Genomic DNA, 16,709 nt, shown 5'->3' with positions numbered 1-16,709 from the left:
GACTCAGCGGACCCGGTGGGCGCCGCGGGACGGGGTGGCGGTGTGGATGTCCGGCGCGGTGTGGCCGGCGGCGGCGAAGGCCGCCGTGACCGCGTCGGCCACCCCGGCGGCGGCGCCCTGGTCGGCCAGGACGACCACCGAACCGCCGAAGCCCCCGCCGGTCATCCGGGCGCCGAGGGCGCCGGCCGCGACGGCCGTGGCGACGACCAGGTCGGTCTCGGGGCAGGAGACCCGGTAGTCGTCGCGCAGCGAGGCGTGGCCCGCGGTGAGGATCGGGCCGAGGGCGGCCGGGTCCTTCTCCAGCACGTCCACCGCCTGCCGGACGCGCTCGTCCTCGGTGACCACGTGTCGCACCAGCGGCCGCAGTTCGGCCGGCAGGCGGCCGAGGGCGGCGTCCAGGCCGACCGGGGCGAGGTCGCGCAGGGCGGGCAGGCCGAGCAGGGCGGCGGCCCGTTCACAGCCGGCCCGCAGCGCGGCGTAGGCGCCGTCCCCGAGGTCGTGGTGGACCCGGGTGTCGACGACCAGCAGCACCAGCCCGGCCGCGGCCGGGTCGAAGGGGATGTCGCGGGTGGCGAGGTCGCGGGCGTCGAGGTGGAGGGCACTGCCGGCCCGGCAGCACATCGAGGCCATCTGGTCCATCACCCCGCACGGGACGCCGACGAACTCGTTCTCGGCCCGCTGGGCGAGCAGCGCCAGTTCACCGGGTTCCAGGCCGAGGCCGTGCAGGTCCGCGTACGCGGTGGCGACGGCGCATTCGAGCGCGGCGGAGGAGGAGAGGCCGGCGCCGGCCGGCACGTCGCTGTCGATCAGCACGTCGGCGCCGCCGACGGCGTGGCCGGCCCGGCGCAGCGTCCAGACGACGCCGGCCGGGTAGGCGGCCCAGCCCTCGGCGCCGCCCGGTGCGAGGGCGGCGACGTCCAGTTCGACGACCCGGCCCGGCGTCCGGGTGCTGGCGAGCCGGAGCAGGCCGTCGCCACGGCGGCGCACCCGGGCCCGGACGGTCTGCTCCAGGGCGATCGGGAGCGAGAAGCCGTCGTTGTAGTCGGTGTGCTCACCGATCAGGTTGACCCTGCCGGGCGCGGCCCACTCCCCCTCGGGGGCGTGGCCGAACAGCCCGCGGAAGACGGCGGTGCTCATCCGGCCACCTCGCGCAGCCGCTCGGCGGCGTGCTCGGGGGCGACGTCGTTCATGAAGGCCTCCATGCCGGATTCCGTCCCGGCCAGGTACTTGAGCTTGTCGGCGGTGCGGCGGACCGTGAACAGCTCCAGGTGCAGCGCGAGTTCCTCGCCGCCGGTGGCGGGCGCCTGGTGCCAGGCCGCGATGTACGGGGCCCGGACGGGATCCTCGGCACTGCCGAAGAGCCGGTCGAAGCGGCGCAGCAGGTCGAGGAGGAGGCCGGGCAGCTCGGCGCGCTCGGCCTCGCTCAGGCGGGTGAGGTCGGGGACGCGGCGGTGCGGGTAGAGGTGCACCTCGTAGGGCCAGCGGGCGGCGAACGGGACGAAGGCGGTCCAGTGCTCGCCGGCGACCACCACCCGGGCGGGGTCGGCCCGTTCGGCGGCCAGCAGGTCCTCGAAGAGGTTGCGGCCGGTGGCGGCGCGGTGGCGGGCGGCCTGCTCGATCGTCCGGGCGGTGCGCGGGGTGGTGAACGGCAAGGCGTAGATCTGGCCGTGCGGGTGGGCCAGGGTGACGCCGATCTCGGCGCCGCGGTTCTCGAAGACGTAGACCTGCTCGACGTCGGGGCGGGCGGAGAGCTCGGCCGTGCGGTCGGTCCAGGCGTCCAGCACCAGCCGGGCGCGGCCCTCGTCGAGACCGGCGAAGGAGGCGCCGTGGTCGGCGGTGAAGCAGACCACCTCGCAGCGGCCGACGCCCGGGCGGGCCAGGTGCAGCGGATCGCCGCCCGGTGACGCCGTCTCGGTGCCGGCGGTGTCGCCGGCGAGGGAGGGGAAGCGGTTCTCGAAGACGGCCACCTGGTAGTCGTCGGCCGGGATCTCGCTCAGCCGGCCGTCGCGCGACGGGCAGAGCGGGCACTCGTCCGCGGGCGGGTGGTAGGTACGGACCTGGCGGTGCGCGGCGATGGTCACCCAGGCCCCGGTGAGCGGGTCACGGCGGACCTGCGAGGCCGAACGACCGGGCTCCAGCGGGCGTTTGTCGACGGCGTCGCGTCCCACCGCCGCCCCCCGGTCGAAGTAGATCAACTCCCGGCCGTCCGCCAGCGCGACCACCGTCCTGGTCGTCGGTCCGGCTTCTGTCGGCACCATCCGCGACTCCTCCTCCCACTGCCACATGAACGAACAATATCGAACATTAACCAACAGGACGGCATCTGAGGAAGGACCTTCCGACGGCCGGCACGGGAGGCGGCCGCCTCGGGGGCGAGCGTCCGCCCCGGCGGACGGAGGACGGGAGGAAACGCCGGGGGCGGCGTGGAACGGACTCCACCCGTCCCACACCGCCCCCGCCACGACCGCACCCCACCCGCGCGGCCGCGGCCCGGCCGGGCGCCCCACGCAGCCCGGCCGGTTCCCCGCCGCACCGGCGGGGTGCTTCCGGAGTGCCCGGCGGCTGCGCGCGGTGGTGCACCGCGCGGCCCCGGACACCGGTGCGTCCGTACCGGTCACCCCGAACTCGCTCGCACCACCAGCTCGGTCGACAGGACCAGCCCCTCCCCCCGCACGGACTCGCCGCGGATCTGGGCCAGCAGCAGCCCGACCAGCCCGGACGCGATCGCCCGCAGCGGCAGCCGCACCGAGCTCAGCGCCGGGTGCAGGTGCCGGCAGAGCGGTGTGTCGTGGAAGCCCACCACCGCGACGTCCCGGCCGACGACCAGACCCTCGGCGCGGACCGCCTCGTACACGGCGAGGGCGGTCAGGTCGCTGCCGGCGGCCACCGCCGTCGGCCGGTCCGGGCCCTGCAGCAACGCCCGGAGCTGCGCCACGCCGGACCCGGAGGCGGCAGCCGCCGGGGGAGACCCGGCCCCGGGCAGCGCGGCCGTGAGCCCGAGCCGCGCCGTCTCCGCGGCGAAGCCGGCCCGGCGGGCGGCCATCCACGGCAGCGCCTCCCCCGCCGGGCCGGCGAAGGCGATCCGGCGGTGGCCGCGGTCGGCCAGGTGCCGGACGACCCCGGCGGTCGCGGCGCCGTTGTCGATGTCCACCCAGTGCTGCGGCTCGCCGGGACCGGTCCGGCCGAAGGTGGCGAACGGGACGCCGGTCCGGGCGACGTGGGCGACCCGCGGGTCCTCGCGCAGCACGTCCGCGAGGACCAGACCGTCCACCTGCCGGGCTGCGATCAGCTCGTCGATGGCCGGCCGGGCGTCCGTCGTCCCCGGGGCCGGGCGGAACAGCAGCAGCCGGTACCCCGCGGCCGCGGCGGCGTCGACCAGCGCCTCCAGGAAGCCGGCCATCAGCGGGTTGGGGTCGTAGGGGTCGTCCACCGGGGCCAGGTAGCCGAGGGTGCGGCGGGCGCCGGTGCGCAGCGCGCGGGCCGACTGGTCCGGCCGGTAGCCGAGCCGCTCGATCGCCGCCCGGACCCTGGCCAGGGTGTCCGGCCGCACCCGCTGCGGAGCGTTGAGCGCGTTGGAGACGGTCTGCCGGGAGACCCCGGCCGCACGGGCGACCTCCTCGATGGTGGCGGCGGCTCGGCGCGGTCGGGGCGCTCCCTGGGGCATCGGTCCTCCGGTGCGGGACGGTCGGGCGGTCGGGCGGTCGGGCGGCCCGGCGGTCGGGCCGCCGAACCGGCTGGGCCGCCGGTCAGAGCCGGCGCAGGGTCAGCAGGCCACCGCGCGGAACCGCGACGGCGGCCCCGTCCCCGGCCAGGTCGACGGCGCCCTGCCGGACGATACGCCCCTGGGCGTCCTGGACGGTGGCCTCGGCCGGCCCCTCGCCGCCGACCAGCCGGACGGCCTGGTCCGGGTCGGCGTTGGCCACCAGCAGGGTCTGCCACGGCGCCCCGCCCAGTTGCACCGGCAGCGGCGCGTACCGGGCCACCACGACGGTCGACGGACCGGCCGCGGTCACCATCGGGTAGCCGAGGTCGGGCCGGGCCGGGCGCAGCTCGCCGAGCTGCAGGGTGGCGAGGTGCTCCCGGAAGACGCCGAGCCAGAAGGCGAGCGCCGCCCGCTGCCCGGCGGTCTGGACGGCGAGGTCCACCGAGATCTGCGGCACCGAGAAGAGCACGTTGATCAGGTGGCAGGCGACCTGCTCGGCCGACTCCTCCGGGTGCCACATCAGCATGTCGGCATGGACCGCGACCGGGCCGGCCACCAGCCGGGTGTCGACGGTGCGCTGCCGGTTCTCACCCGGGCTGAGCGGGCAGTCGGTGGCGCGGATCATGGTGGCGTACGGCCAGAGCCCGGGGCTGACGTAGGGCTGGCGGTGTTCCAGCATGGCGTCGGGCCGGACGGCGGTGATCCGGCGGCGCAGGTCGGCGAGGAGCTTCACCAGGCCCTCGTCCACGGTGGCGCTGTCCGCCCCGGGGCCGGGCTCCGGTGGGTCGGTGACGCCGAACCAGTCGATGAAGTCGATCTTCAGGCCGTCCGCGCCCCACTCCTCGACGGCGCGGGCGAGCCGGCCGACGAGGTGCTCGCGCACCTGCGGGTAGCGCGGGTCGGCGACGATCGCGCCCATGTGGCCGGCGTCGGCCAGCGCGTACCCGCCGAGCTCCTTGAACGCCGCGCTGTCCTTGCCGATGAACGGCAGGGCGTACCAGAGCAGGTACGCGACGCCGAGCTCGTGCACCCGCCGGACGTGCGCGGCGGTGTCCGGCAGCGAGAGGGGCTCCCAGTCGCCGCAGTGGCCGTAGCCGCGGGTGCGGTCCCGGGTCATCCAGCCGTCGTCGACGATGATCGTGTCGAGGCCGAGCTCCTTGCCGAGCGCGGCCTGGGTCTCCACCGCCTCGGGGCTGACGTTCTGGTGCAGGGAGTACCAGGTGGAGTACGCGGGCAGGCGGGCGGCGTCGGGGACGCGCACCTCGCGATCGGCCCACCACCAGCCGGCGATGCCGGCCAGACAGCGGGCGAAGTGGCGGCGGGAGGTGTCGATCCGGAGGGTGAGCCGGCCGGTGGCCTGCACCCAGAACCGGAACTCGCCGGTCTCCTCGACCACCCCGGCGCCGGCCAGCACGTCGTCGCGGTCGGCGGCGAAGGCGCAGATGGCGACGTCGCCGGTGCCGACCAGGGCGGCCACCGGGGCGCCGCGGGTGAGGGTGACCCGCCGCGGCGCGCTCCAGGCCGCGGGCAGCCAGCCGGTGGCCCTGGTTTCGGGCGTCCAGAAGGCGGTGGCGTCCACGCACGGGACGCGCCACTCGATCCGGACGTCGCCCTCGTGGTCGGCGGTCACCTCGACCACGCCCTCGCCGGTGGTCCGGGCCGTGGCGGCGCCGCTGACCGAGAGCGCGAGGCCGTCGGCGTCCAGGGGCCGGAGCTTGCCGCCGGCCGCGGGGCCGTGCGGTTCCCAGATGTCGGTCATGATCAGCCTTTCGTGGCGCCGGCCAGCAGGCCGGAGATGAACTGCCGCTGGAGGACCAGGAAGAGGACCATCATCGGCACGGTGGAGAGCGCGGTCCCGGCGAGGATCGCGCCGTAGTCGGTGGAGGCCTCCACGCCGTGGAGGGTGGCGAGGGCCACCGGCAGGGTGTGCATCTCGGGGCTTCGCAGCGCGATCAGCGGCCAGACGAACTGGTTCCACGCACCCAGGAAGAGGAAGATCGACAGCGCTGCCAGCACGGGGCGCATGACCGGGACGACCACGCTCCACAGGACCCGGAACTCACCGGCGCCGTCGACCCGGGCGGCGTCCAGCAGTTCGTCGGGCATCCCGGCGAGCGCCTGGCGCATCAGGAAGATCGCGAACGGGACGCAGAGGCCGGGCAGCACGATCGCCTGGTAGCTGTCGAGGAGGCCGAAGCTCCGCATCATCTTGAACAGCGGCACCAGCATGACCTGCTCCGGGACCACCAGGGTGGAGAGCAGCAGGACGAAGAGGAACGAGCGGCCGCGGAAGCGGAACTTGGCGAAGGCGTAGCCGGCCAGCAGCGCCACGATCAGTGCGCCGACCGTCTGCAGGCCCGACACCACCAGGGAGTTGAGCAGGACCCGGCCCACGCCGATCTTGGCCTGGAGGCGGTCCAGGTTGTCCCCGAGGCTGCCGCCGGGGAGCAGGCCGGGCGGCCAGGAGAAGATCTCCGAGTCCTTGTGGGTGGCGGCGACCAGCAGCCAGTAGAACGGGCCCACCGAGAGCCCGGCGACGGCCGCCAGCAGGAAGGTGAGCGGCCAGCCGCGCCACCGGCCTGGGCCGCGGCCCGCCCGGCCGCTGGGGGCGGGCGGGGCGGCGCCGTCGTCCGGCGTGCGGGGGCCCGGCGTGCGGGGGCGCGCCAAGGTGGGACCGGTGGTCATTCGCGTTCTCCCATCAGGCGCATCTGCACCGCGCCGAGCACCGACACGAGCAGCGTGAGCACGTAGGCGATGGCGGAGGCGTAGCCGAAGTCGAAGTAGCGGAAGCCGTTCTGGTACAGGTACATCGAGACGGTGAGGGTGGCGTTGTCCGGCCCGCCGTGCGTCAGCACGTAGGGCTCGTCGAACAGCTGCAGGGTGCCGATCGTCGAGAGCACCACGGTGAAGAGCAGCACCGGGCGCAGGGCCGGCACGGTGATGGACCGGAAGCGGCGCAGCGGGCCGGCACCGTCGACCATCGCGGCCTCGTACAGTTCCCTGGGGATGCCCTGGAGCCCGGCGAGGTAGATGACGGCGTTGTAGCCGGTGTAGTGCCAGGTCAGCACGAGGACGATGGCGATCCGCGACCAGAACGGGCTGCCGAGCCAGTCCACGGCGGGCAGGCCGACCAGGTCGAGCAGCCAGTTGACCGCGCCGTGGTCGGTGCGCAGCAGGAAGGCGAACAGGACGCCGGTCGCGACCAGGCCGGTGACGGCGGGCATGAAGACGCCGAGCCGCCAGACGGCGCGCCAGCGGACCAGCGCGGAGTTGATCCCGACGGCGAGCAGCAGGGCCAGGCCCAGCATCAGCGGGACCTGCAGCACCAGGATCTGCGCGGTGTTGCGCAGGGCCGTCCAGAACAGCGGATCGTCGAGCAGCCGGCGGTAGTTGGCCAGGCCGGCGTCGCGGGTGGCGGCACCGGAGCCGGTGGTCAGCGAGAGCAGCAGGGAGGAGACGATCGGGTAGGCCTTGAAGAACCCGAAGAGGATCAGCGCCGGGGCCAGCAGCAGGTACGGCAGGGCGCGCCGGCGCCGGCGGGCGGCCCGCCGACCGGCGGGGGCGGGCGCGGCGGGGGCGGCGAGGCGGGTGGCGGTGGTCATGCGATGCTGCGGCCGGTCTGCTGGGCGAGCTGCTTGGCGGCGTCCTGGAGGACGGTGGCCGGGTCACCGCCCTTGAGGAAGACCTTGACCTGGGCGTCGCTGGCGAGCTTGAGCGCGCGGGCGTAGTCGCCGGAGTAGTTGGTGGCGTCGGCGCCCTCGCCGAGCAGGTCGGTGAAGGTCTTCAGGACGGGCTGGTCGCCGTAGAAGGGGCTGGGCGCGGAGTACATCGGGTCGGCGTACGCGGCGGTGAGCGCGGGGAAGACGCCGCCGGCGTCGAACATGCTGTTGACCGAGGCCGGCCGGGTGAGGGCGTACTCGACGAACCGCCAGGCGGCGACGCGCCGCGGGCTGGAGGCGGCGACGGCCAGGTGGGTGGAGTTGACGATCGCCGTCCGCTTGCCGCCCGTCACCACGGCCGGGGGCTTGGCGAGCCGCCAGTTGCCCTTCTGGTCGGGGACCTTGGTCTCCAGGTAGTGCACGGCCCAGGCGGGGTTGGGGCAGACCGCGACCTTGCCGGCCTTCAGCAGGTTGACCCAGCCGTGGTCGCCGGCGGCGTCCCCGACCAGCCCGGCCTCGTCGAGGCGCTTGATGATGGTGAGCGCCCGGACCGCCTCGGGCGAGCCCATGGTGACCCTGCCCTTGAGGTCGAAGTAGAACGACCCCTGGAGCTGCATCAGCGACTGCAGGAAGTCGAGGTCCTCGGCGGGGGCGGCCGGCTTGTTGACGGCGATCAGCGAGACGCCGGGGTTGGCCGCCCTGAACTGCGGCGCGGCGGCGAGCACGTCGTCCCAGGTGCCGAAGGTGTTCGGGTCGAGGCCGGCCTTGTCGAAGTAGTCCTTGCGGTAGAAGAAGCCGAGCGAGTTGACCTCCCACGGCAGCGCGTAGGCCTTGCCGTCCTTGCCGGTGACGACGGGCCAGAGGCCCTTGGAGAACTTCTCCTTGTGGGCGTCGGCGCCGAGTGCGGAGAGGTCGGCCAGGCCGCCGGGGAACTTCTCCAGGTAGCCGGGGAGGTAGTCGCACCCGATGTGGAGAACGTCGGCGAGACCCTGGCCGCCGGCGGCCAGGCCGACGGTGATCTTGTCCCAGATCGCCGGGTTGCCGACGTCCTGGACGTCCACCTTGATCCCCGGGTTGTCCTTCTCGAAGGCGGGGACGACGCCGCGCAGGGCCTCGGCCGCGGTGGTCCAGGACCAGACGGTGACCGTGCCGGTGGCGGCGTCGCCGCCGGAACCGGAGTCGGAGCCCGAGCCGCAGGCGGCGAGGGAGCCGCCGGCGGCCAGGGCGAACAGGCCGGCTCCGGAGGCGCGCAGCAGGTCGCGGCGGGAAAGGTGTGACATGGCAGTCCTCTCTGAGGGGTTGGCGGCCCCGCCGCGGCCGTGGGGCGGACATCCCGGAACGGGCGGGGGTCGGGCGGCCGGCACGGGACGCCGGGCCGGGGGCGGTGCGGGGCTTCGGGGGTGCGGGACGTCGGGCCGTCAGGACTTCGGGGCGGCGGGACGGAACCGGACGAGTCGGGCGGCGTACGGGGCGGGGAGAGGCGTGGACGGCCCGGTGGGCCGGGCGGGGCCGCGGCCGGTCAGGCCACGGGGACGGAGCGCAGCGCCCCGGCGAGCCGGGCGGCCGCCTCCGGCCCGGTGGAGGCGTGCGGGGAGAGCCGGATCCAGCCGCCGCGCAGGGTGGTGGCCAGGCCGGAGTCGGTGAGCGTGCGGTGCACCGACCGGGGGTCGGCGCCGGGCATCCGCAGCCGCCCGATCCCGCTGCCGCCGACCGGCCGCGCCACCTCGGCGCCGGCCGACGTTGCGGCGTCGAGCAGGCTGTCGAGCGCCTCCGCCACCAGGGCGGCGATCCGGGCCGGGCCGACCGCCCGGACCAGGTCGAGTCCCGCGCCGAGCGCGGCGACGGCGGGCCCGTCCGGGTTGGTGAGGGTGTGGGCGACCGCGCCGGGCCGCGGCGGGCGCGGGTGGTACGGCGCGTCGATCGGATCGACCACCCCGGACCAGCCGGAGAGCCCGGGCCTGAGCCGGCCGGCGACCCGGTCGCGGACCAGGAGCAGCGCCGCACCCCAGCCGGCGCGCAGCCACTTCTGTCCGCCGCAGGCCAGCACGTCCGCCGGACCGGCGTCGAGGTCGACCGCGCCGAGCGCCTGCACGGCGTCCACGACCAGCACCCGGTCCGGGCCGATCACCTCCCGGATCTCGGCCAGCGGCGCCCGGAAGCCGGTCGCCGCGTCCACCGCGCAGACCGAGACGGCGCGCACGGCGCCGTCCAGGTGCTCCCGGACGGCGTCGGCGGTGACCGGGCCGTCGATCGGGCGGACCGCGAGGCCGCCGTGGTCGGCGGCACGCAGCCAGGGGTAGACGGCGCCGGGGAAGTCACGCCGGCCGACCAGGACGGTGCCGGCGGCGACTCCCGCGCCCGACGCCCCGCCTGCTCCCGGCGCCGCGCCCGGGCCCGGCGCCGTGCCGGCGAGGGCGTGGGCGGCGGCGAACAGGCCGTGCGAGGTGGAGCCGACGAAGGCGATCTCCTCCGGGCGGGCGCCGAGCAGGTCCGCCGCCGACCGGGCGGCGCCGAGCGTGGCGGCGTCCAGCTCGGACAGGGTGTCCCAGCCGTGCCCGCTGTGCATCCGCCGGGCCGCCCTGGTCAGCACCCGGCACACCCCGGCCGACACGGGGCCGAAGCGCGCGAAGTCCAGGTAGCCCGCAGGCTCGTCGAACTGCCGCAGGTAGTCGGTGACCTCGGTGACCGGCAGGGTCGTCCGCACCAGCATGCTGCACCGCACCCTTCGATTTGAACGTTCAAACTCACAGAACAGACCAGAACCAAACACGTTCCAACGCGTTGGCCCACAGGAAACGCCCGCACCACCGGCGGAGTCAAGCCCCCTGCAACAGAAGGGGCTCCACCGCACCTGCACCCTCCGGGGAGTGCGACGGGGGGCGCAGGGGCGGATGACGGACACTCAAGAGCGCGCAACCCGGGGCGCAGCACCTGTCGGGACACGAATCGATAACGACCCGCCACCCTCTTGTCAGTGCAATTTCACATTACTATGTTGCATTGCGTCATCCCTCCGGCCCCTCGACCGGACAGGAAGCTCCGCCGCCCGGGCCCCACTCCCGCGGCGGACCGCGGATATGACGCCCCCACACCTCACCGAGGAGATCCGGTGTCCCCGACTGCCATCGTGCGCAACACCCTGCTCGCCTCCGCCCTGGCGGCCGCCCTCGCGACGCCGCTGGTACAGACCGTCCAGGCCGCCGCCGGCTCCGGCCCGGGCGCCACCACCCGGGCCGCCGCGTCGTCGCCCGCCGCGCCCGCCGCGGACCGGGTCGGCCACCGCGCGGCCCCCGGCGGCGCGTCGGCGGTCGGTCCGCAGGGCTGGCCCGGCGCCGCGGCCCTCCAGCCGACCACCGGCACCCGGCCCGGCGCCCCGGTCGGCCCCGCGACCGTCGTAGAAGCCACCACCCCGGGGGCGGCCTGCACCCCCGAGGCCTTCACCGCCCTCGGCCCGACCGCGCTCGCCGATTTCCTGGCCGACCCGGCGCACACCTACCAGGACTGCCTGCGCCCGCTGCTGGTCAACTGGGACGTCCGCACCGCCAAGGTGATGACGCCCGCGCACGTGCAGGCCGTCGCCGCCCGGGTGAGCGCACTGGCACCCTCCTTCGACAGCAGCGACAACCACAACCAGCACGAGCTCTGGTACTTCCTGCACGTCGCCGTGTACTTCGACTTCTACCACCCCGAGGTCGACATCGGCGACGGCGCCACCGTCGCGGCGATCGACCGCGCGATCCGCGACCACACCGCCAACCCCCGCGTCTTCGAGCCCACCACGGCCAACGGCGACACCATGGGCGAGCTGCTGCAGGCCGGCACCGCGCCAGGCCTGCGCACCAACCGCCTCGGGCTGGTCAAGCAGGTGATGCGAATGTTCGCGCCCGGCAGCGCGGCCGTCGGGAACCCCGGGTGGAACTGGGCCGTCCAGGGCGCCCTCCAGCTCGACTTCCAGGGCATCTCGAACGTCGGCGAGGACCCGCAGGGCCTGTTCCGGGCCGCCGTCGCCGCCGACGCCGACTACCGTGAGGCCTTCCGCGCCTACGCCGGCTACACCCACCTCAAGGGCACGTCCAGCGAGTGGGCGGTCGCCGACGCGATGCTGGAGTACGGCCGCTTCGGCCAGATCGCCGTGCTCAGGCCCGAGCTCACCCAGCGGATCGGCGGCCAACTCCAGCAGGTCGAGGCCGGCTTCGGCCGGATGAGCCGTCCGTGGGCCAACCTGGTCGGCCCGGTCAACGACCTCGGCCTCTGCACCCGGTACGGGGTCTGCCGCGCCGACGTCGAGCGGGAGCTCTTCCCCCACGCCTACAGCTACGACAACGGCACCCTGGTCGTCCGCACGGCGCTCGACCGCGCCACCGCCGACCAGCTGTACTACGCCACCAAACAGGTCAAGGCCCAGTTCTTCCGGGTCGTCGGCACCGACCAGCCGCTGCCGGGCGACGAGCACCCCGTGCTCACCGTCCAGCTGTACGACACCAAGACGAACTACCAGGCGTTCCAGAGCCTGCTGTTCGGCATCGGCGACGTCAACAACGGCGGCATGTTCCTGGAGGACCGCTCCACCTTCTACACCTACCAGCGCACCGCCCAGGAGTCGTACTTCAGCCTGGAGGAGCTGTTCCGGCACGAGTACACCCACTACCTGAACGCCCGCTGGGCCATCCCCGAGTCCGGCTACACCACCCGCTGGCCGGGGGACGCCACCTTCGCCATGAACGAGGGCACCGCCGAGTACTTCGCCGGCGCCACCCGCGACGGCGGCGTCAAGGCGCGCAAGTACATGGTCCGCCAGGTCGGGTGGGACGACCAGGCCGGGACACCGCGCCTGACCGTCGACCAGATCCTGCACGCCACCTGGGACGGCCAGGGGTTCCGCGCCTACCCGTACGCGGCGACCTTCTTCAACCTGCTCGGCGAGAGGCACCCCGACCGGCTGGCCGAGATGTACCGGCTGCTGCGCGCCGACGACAGGGCCGGCTACGACGCCTGGCGCGACCGCCTCGGCCACGACGCCGGCCTCCAGGCCGAGTACACCGCCTACCTGGACGCACGCATCCCGCAGGCGGACGACCTCTACGTACCGGTGACCGCCTTCGCCCCGAACGGTGCGCTCGCCTACGCCTGGGCCTCGGAGGTGCAGTCCGCCTTCGCCGCCGCCACCCGGAACACCCCCGCCTGCAAGGACAACGCCGACTGGGACAACAAGATGCGCTTCAGCTGCAGCGGGCGCATCACCGCCAACCTCACCGACTCGGCCGACGCCGGCCGGATCCGCCAGGACATGGCCGCCACGGTCGACTACTACCTGCTGGCACGCGGCGGCGGCGCCGCCAACAACCTCGCCGACATGAACTGCTGGTTCGGCAAGGTCGACGTCTGGCCGGACGGCCGGGCCGGCACCGCCGACTACACCTGCGAAGGCCCCCTGCGCCGGTAGCGGAGCAGGGTGAGCCGGCCCGGCGCGCGCCCCACCGTGGCGCCGGGCCGGTCGGCACCGGTCGGAGGGGCCCGTCCGGGACGGGCGTGGGACGCGTTCCGGACGGGCCGCCCCGGCCTGCTGCGGCCGTTGCACCCGGGCCGCGACCCGGGCGGCGTGACTCGGGCGGCGCGGACCGGGCGACACGGCTCAGTCGTGCGGCGGCAGCCCGCCGAGCTGGTGGTCGGCCACGTTCAGCGCCTCGTCGACGAGACGGCGCAGGTGCCCGTGCCGCAGCGCGTAGACCACCCGCCGCCCGTCCTTGCGCGTGCTCACCAGGCCGGCCAGCCGGAGCTTGCCCAGGTGCTGGCTGACCGAGGGCCGGGCCGCGCCACAGGCCTCGGTCAGCGTGGTCACGTCGGCCTCGCCCTCGCTCAGCCGCTGCATCAGTGCCAGCCTGGTCCGGTCCGCCAGCAGCGCCAGGATGCCCGCGGCCGTCTCCAGCCGCTCGTCGTTCCCGGTCCGGCCCTCGCCGCCCGGCCGGTCGTGGACGTGCTGTTGCGACCTCTGCGCACCTGACAGCCGAAGGCTCCCGCTCATGGCGCCATCGTAAGGGCCCACCGTCGCCGGGCTCATCCGCGCGGCAAGCCCGGCCCGGCCCGGCCCGGCCCGCCCGTGCGGGCCGGACCGACCCCGGGCGCAGCCCTCAGGAGAAGTCCAGCGGGCCGGTCCGGGTGCGCTTGAGCTCGAAGAACTTCGGGTGGCCGGCCAGCAGCCGGACGCCGTCGAAGACCCGGACGGCGTCCTCGCCCCGTGGGATCGCGGTGAGCACCGGCCCGAAGAAGGCGGTGCCGTCGACGTGGATGGTCGGCGTGCCGACCTCCTCGCCGACCGGGTCCATCCCCTCGTGGTGGCTCTTGCGCAGCGCGATGTCGTACGCGGTGCCGGTGGCGGCCTCGGCCAGCTCCTCGGGGAGGCCGGCCTCGACCAGCGCCTCGCGCAGGACGGCGTCGTCGGCCTCCCGGTCCTGCTCGTGCAGGCGGGTGCCGAGCGCGGTGTAGAGGTCGCGCAGGACGTGCTCGCCGAACCGCTCGGCGGCGGCGATGCAGACCCGCACCGGCCCCCACCCCGTGTCGAGCAGCCGGCGGTACCGCTCGGGGAGGTCCTCGCGGCCCTCGTTCAGGACGGACAGGCTCATCACCCGGAAGGTGAGGTCGAGCTCGCGCCGGCGCTCCACCTCCAGGATCCAGCGGGAGGTGATCCAGGCGAACGGGCACACGGGATCGAAGTAGAAGTCGACTCTGGTGGTCACCCGACCGAGGCTACGGAGCGGGCGGACCGGCCGACAGGTCCGATCGAGCTCCCGGATCCTGGGCCACTCGGGGCCGCCCGGGGGTCTCCTCCGGCGTCCGGTCCGCGGGCTGCTCCGCGGCCCGCACCGGCTGCTCCGCCGCGCCGGTGCCCGCCTGCGCGCCCGCGTCGGGGTGGCGGGCCGCGACCGCGTCCAGCAGCAGCTCCAGGGCGAAGGGGTACCCGCTGCGCCGCATCTCCGCCTCCAGCAGCGGCGCGGTGGCCGCGATGTTCGGGTGGGTGTCGGCACCGAGCCTGCTGTAGCGCTGGCGCCAGACCTGGAGGTCCGCCGTCGCCGCGGCGGCCGGCAGCGCGAGGGCGGCCGCGTCGAGCGCAGCGAACGCCAGGCCCTGGTCGACGAAGGCGTGGTAGATCGGCACCGCCTCGTGGTCGGGGAAGCCTGCCCGGCGCAGCACCCCGAGGATCCGCTCCACCGCCAGCATCTCGTGGCCGCGCCCGGTGGTCCGGTGCGCGGCGAGCAGCGCGGCCTGCGGGTGGGCCTGGTAGGCGGCGTGGATCCGCAGGCCGATCGAGCGCAGGTCGGCCCGCCAGTCGCCGGTGGGCCGCCAGCCGTCCTGGGCCTGGCCGACCAGTTCGTCGGCCAGGGCCAGCAGCAGGTCGTCGGTGCTGTGGAAGTAGCGGTAGATCGCGCTCGGGTCGGCCCCCAGCGCGGCCCCGAGCCGGCGGACGGTCAGCGCCTCGGCGCCGTGCTGCCCGACCAGCCGCAGCGCGGTGCCGACGATCATCTCGGCCGAGAGCACGGTGCCCTGCTTGGTCGGCCGCCTGCGCCGCCGCTGCGGCTCCGGAACCACTCGTTCTGCCATGCCCCAAGCTTATGACAACAGCATTGACGTGTAACGGGGGCGGCGGTTTCATGGCCAGCCACCGGCCGTTCGGCCGCACCCCCACTCCTCCCCCACCACACGCAAGGCGGTGCTCCCTTGGCAGAAACCGTCCAGGACACGGGTTCCGGCACGAGATTCGGCTCGCCCGACTCCCCCGTCTCCATGCGCAAGTCCCTCGGCCTGCTCGACGGGGCGGCGATCGCCGCCTCCAGCACGGCCGCCACCAGCAGCATCGGCATCGGCCTCGGGCTGACGGCCGGCATCGTCGGCCTCCACCTCCCGGCGATCATGCTGCTCGCCTTCCTGCCCGTGCTCGCCATCGCCGGCGGCTACGGGCGGCTCAACCGCATCGACCCGGACGCCGGCAGCAGCTACCGCTGGGTCGGCCGCACCCTCAGCCCCTGGCTCGGCTTCCTCACCGGCTGGGTCAACACCGTCGGCACCGTGGTCTTCATGGCCTACACGACGACCGTGACCGGCTCCGCGATCGTCCAGTTGCTCGGCCAGGCCGCCGTCCACTCCGTCGCCGGTCTGCGCCTGGACCCGGACTCCACACTCCAGTGCACCCTGATCGGCCTGGCCGTGCTGATCGCCGCCTCGCTGGTCGCCGTCCGCGGCCTCGACCTCGCCGCCCGGCTGCAGAAGTACCTGCTGGTCTTCGAGTACGGGGTGCTGCTCGCGTTCTGCGGCTACGGCCTGTTCGCCGGGGACCAGCCCTTCTCGCTGCAGTGGTTCAACCCCTTCGACATCCCCTCGCTCGGCGCGCTCGCCCAGGGCATGGTGCTCGCGGTGTTCTGCTACTGGGGCTTCGAGTCGGTGTTCAGCGTGGGCGAGGAGGTCCGCGACCCGCGGGACGCCTCCCGCGCGGGCACGCTCGCCCTGGTGGTGATGATGCTGCTCTTCCTGCTCGCCGGCACCGCCTTCCAGCGGGTGCTGCCGCTGGACGAACTGGCCGACAACGGCGCGCAGGGGCTGGCCTACTTCGGCTCCAAGCTGGCCCACCAGCCGCTGGCCGCCCTGCCCCTGATCGCGCTGACGCTCTCCGCCGTCGCCTCGTTGCAGGCCTCGGTGATCCCCACCGCCCGCGGCCTGTACGCGATGGGACGCGACGGCGTGCTCGGCCCGGTCTGGACGAGGCTGCACGGAAAGCACCTGACCCCGGCGGTCGGCACCCTGCTGATCACCGGCATCGCCTGCGTGCTGGCGCTGCTCTCGATCGCCATCCCCACCGTCAGCGACCTCATCTCGGCCGCCGTCAACGCGATCGGCATCGTGGTGGCGCTCTACTACGCGCTCACCGCCGCCGCCGCGGCCGTGCGCTTCCGCCACCTGCTGCGCACCGCGCCGCTGGAGGGACTGCGCGCGGTCGTCGGCCCGCTGCTGGGCGCAGTGGCGCTGCTGCTGGTCGGCGGCTACCTCGCCTGGACCTTCTACGACTCCGCCGACCACTTCGAGCTCTCCGCCGACAACGGCTGGTTCGAGCTGCTGGTCCCGGTCCTGATGATCGGCACCGGCCTGGTGGCGGCGGCCTGGGCGCGCTGGCGGCGGCGCTCGGCGTACTTCCTCCGGCCCGCCGGGGACGACGCCGACCCCGCGGCCCTGGCGCCGGCCGTCTGATCACCGGCCGTCCGGCGCCGGCCGGACGGCGGGCCCGGCCGGACGGAGCGGGTACCACGGGAGCCTCCCGGGGTACCCGACTCCCGACCGGCCCGGACCCGACGACCGGCGCC

The 16,709-nt window shown here is 74.8% G+C and carries 12 protein-coding genes and 1 pseudogene; 2 read left to right on the top strand and 11 right to left on the bottom strand.

Going from position 1 to position 16,709, the window contains the following annotated elements; translation table 11 throughout:
* Positions 1 to 3: 3 nt before the first annotated feature.
* The 8 genes from galK to ACF9IK_RS29370 form a co-directional block, all read right to left on the bottom strand.
* Positions 4 to 1,137, bottom strand: a complete 1,134-nt coding sequence (galK, locus tag ACF9IK_RS29405) for a galactokinase (RefSeq protein ID WP_395297094.1) — start codon at positions 1,135 to 1,137, stop codon at positions 4 to 6.
* Complete coding sequence (gene galT, locus ACF9IK_RS29400) at positions 1,134 to 2,285, bottom strand: galactose-1-phosphate uridylyltransferase (protein ID WP_395297093.1); 1,152 nt, start codon at positions 2,283 to 2,285, stop codon at positions 1,134 to 1,136. The genes galK and galT overlap by 4 nt, the downstream gene beginning before the upstream one ends.
* A 329-nt stretch (positions 2,286 to 2,614) precedes the next feature.
* A complete protein-coding gene (locus ACF9IK_RS29395; RefSeq protein WP_395297092.1) occupies positions 2,615 to 3,664 on the bottom strand; it encodes a LacI family DNA-binding transcriptional regulator in 1,050 nt (349 codons plus the stop codon).
* 82 nt (positions 3,665 to 3,746) lie between these two features.
* A complete protein-coding gene (locus tag ACF9IK_RS29390) occupies positions 3,747 to 5,462 on the bottom strand; it encodes a glycoside hydrolase family 36 protein (RefSeq protein WP_395297091.1) in 1,716 nt (571 codons plus the stop codon).
* 2 nt (positions 5,463 to 5,464) lie between these two features.
* Positions 5,465 to 6,388, bottom strand: a complete 924-nt coding sequence (locus ACF9IK_RS29385; protein ID WP_395297090.1) for a carbohydrate ABC transporter permease — start codon at positions 6,386 to 6,388, stop codon at positions 5,465 to 5,467.
* Positions 6,385 to 7,305 (bottom strand): carbohydrate ABC transporter permease, encoded by a 921-nt coding sequence (locus ACF9IK_RS29380; protein WP_395297089.1) that lies wholly within the window; start codon positions 7,303 to 7,305, stop codon positions 6,385 to 6,387. Before ACF9IK_RS29380 ends, ACF9IK_RS29385 begins: the two co-directional genes overlap by 4 nt.
* On the bottom strand, positions 7,302 to 8,642 hold the full coding sequence (locus tag ACF9IK_RS29375) for an ABC transporter substrate-binding protein (RefSeq protein ID WP_395297088.1): 1,341 nt from the start codon (positions 8,640 to 8,642) through the stop codon (positions 7,302 to 7,304). The genes ACF9IK_RS29380 and ACF9IK_RS29375 overlap by 4 nt, the downstream gene beginning before the upstream one ends.
* Positions 8,643 to 8,881: 239 nt before the next feature.
* Positions 8,882 to 10,072 (bottom strand): aminotransferase class V-fold PLP-dependent enzyme, encoded by a 1,191-nt coding sequence (locus ACF9IK_RS29370; RefSeq protein WP_395297087.1) that lies wholly within the window; start codon positions 10,070 to 10,072, stop codon positions 8,882 to 8,884.
* Positions 10,073 to 10,471: 399 nt separating this feature from the next.
* On the opposite strand from ACF9IK_RS29370, the gene ACF9IK_RS29365 reads away from it, so the two are divergent.
* The gene (locus ACF9IK_RS29365) at positions 10,472 to 12,805 is read left to right on the top strand and encodes a collagenase (RefSeq protein WP_395297086.1); all 2,334 of its coding nucleotides are present in this window, start codon (positions 10,472 to 10,474) and stop codon (positions 12,803 to 12,805) included.
* Positions 12,806 to 12,994: 189 nt separating this feature from the next.
* On the opposite strand, the gene ACF9IK_RS29360 is transcribed toward ACF9IK_RS29365, so the two are convergent.
* The 3 genes and pseudogenes from ACF9IK_RS29360 to ACF9IK_RS29350 all read right to left on the bottom strand — a co-directional run.
* On the bottom strand, positions 12,995 to 13,384 hold the full coding sequence (locus ACF9IK_RS29360; RefSeq protein ID WP_395297085.1) for an ArsR/SmtB family transcription factor: 390 nt from the start codon (positions 13,382 to 13,384) through the stop codon (positions 12,995 to 12,997).
* Positions 13,385 to 13,490: 106 nt separating this feature from the next.
* The gene (locus tag ACF9IK_RS29355) at positions 13,491 to 14,096 is read right to left on the bottom strand and encodes a disulfide bond formation protein DsbA (protein ID WP_395297084.1); all 606 of its coding nucleotides are present in this window, start codon (positions 14,094 to 14,096) and stop codon (positions 13,491 to 13,493) included.
* Positions 14,097 to 14,265: 169 nt separating this feature from the next.
* Positions 14,266 to 14,958, bottom strand: a pseudogene (locus ACF9IK_RS29350) (TetR/AcrR family transcriptional regulator); the annotation flags it as partial.
* Between the two features lie 183 nt (positions 14,959 to 15,141).
* Here ACF9IK_RS29350 and ACF9IK_RS29345 point away from each other — a divergent pair.
* On the top strand, positions 15,142 to 16,596 hold the full coding sequence (locus tag ACF9IK_RS29345; protein WP_395298717.1) for an APC family permease: 1,455 nt from the start codon (positions 15,142 to 15,144) through the stop codon (positions 16,594 to 16,596).
* Positions 16,597 to 16,709: the final 113 nt, after the last annotated feature.

The organism is Kitasatospora hibisci, assembly GCF_043950205.1.
GTDB lineage: Bacteria > Actinomycetota > Actinomycetes > Streptomycetales > Streptomycetaceae > Kitasatospora > Kitasatospora hibisci.
Note: the sequence above shows the minus strand (reverse complement) of the source record. Positions and strands in the feature narration are given on the sequence as shown.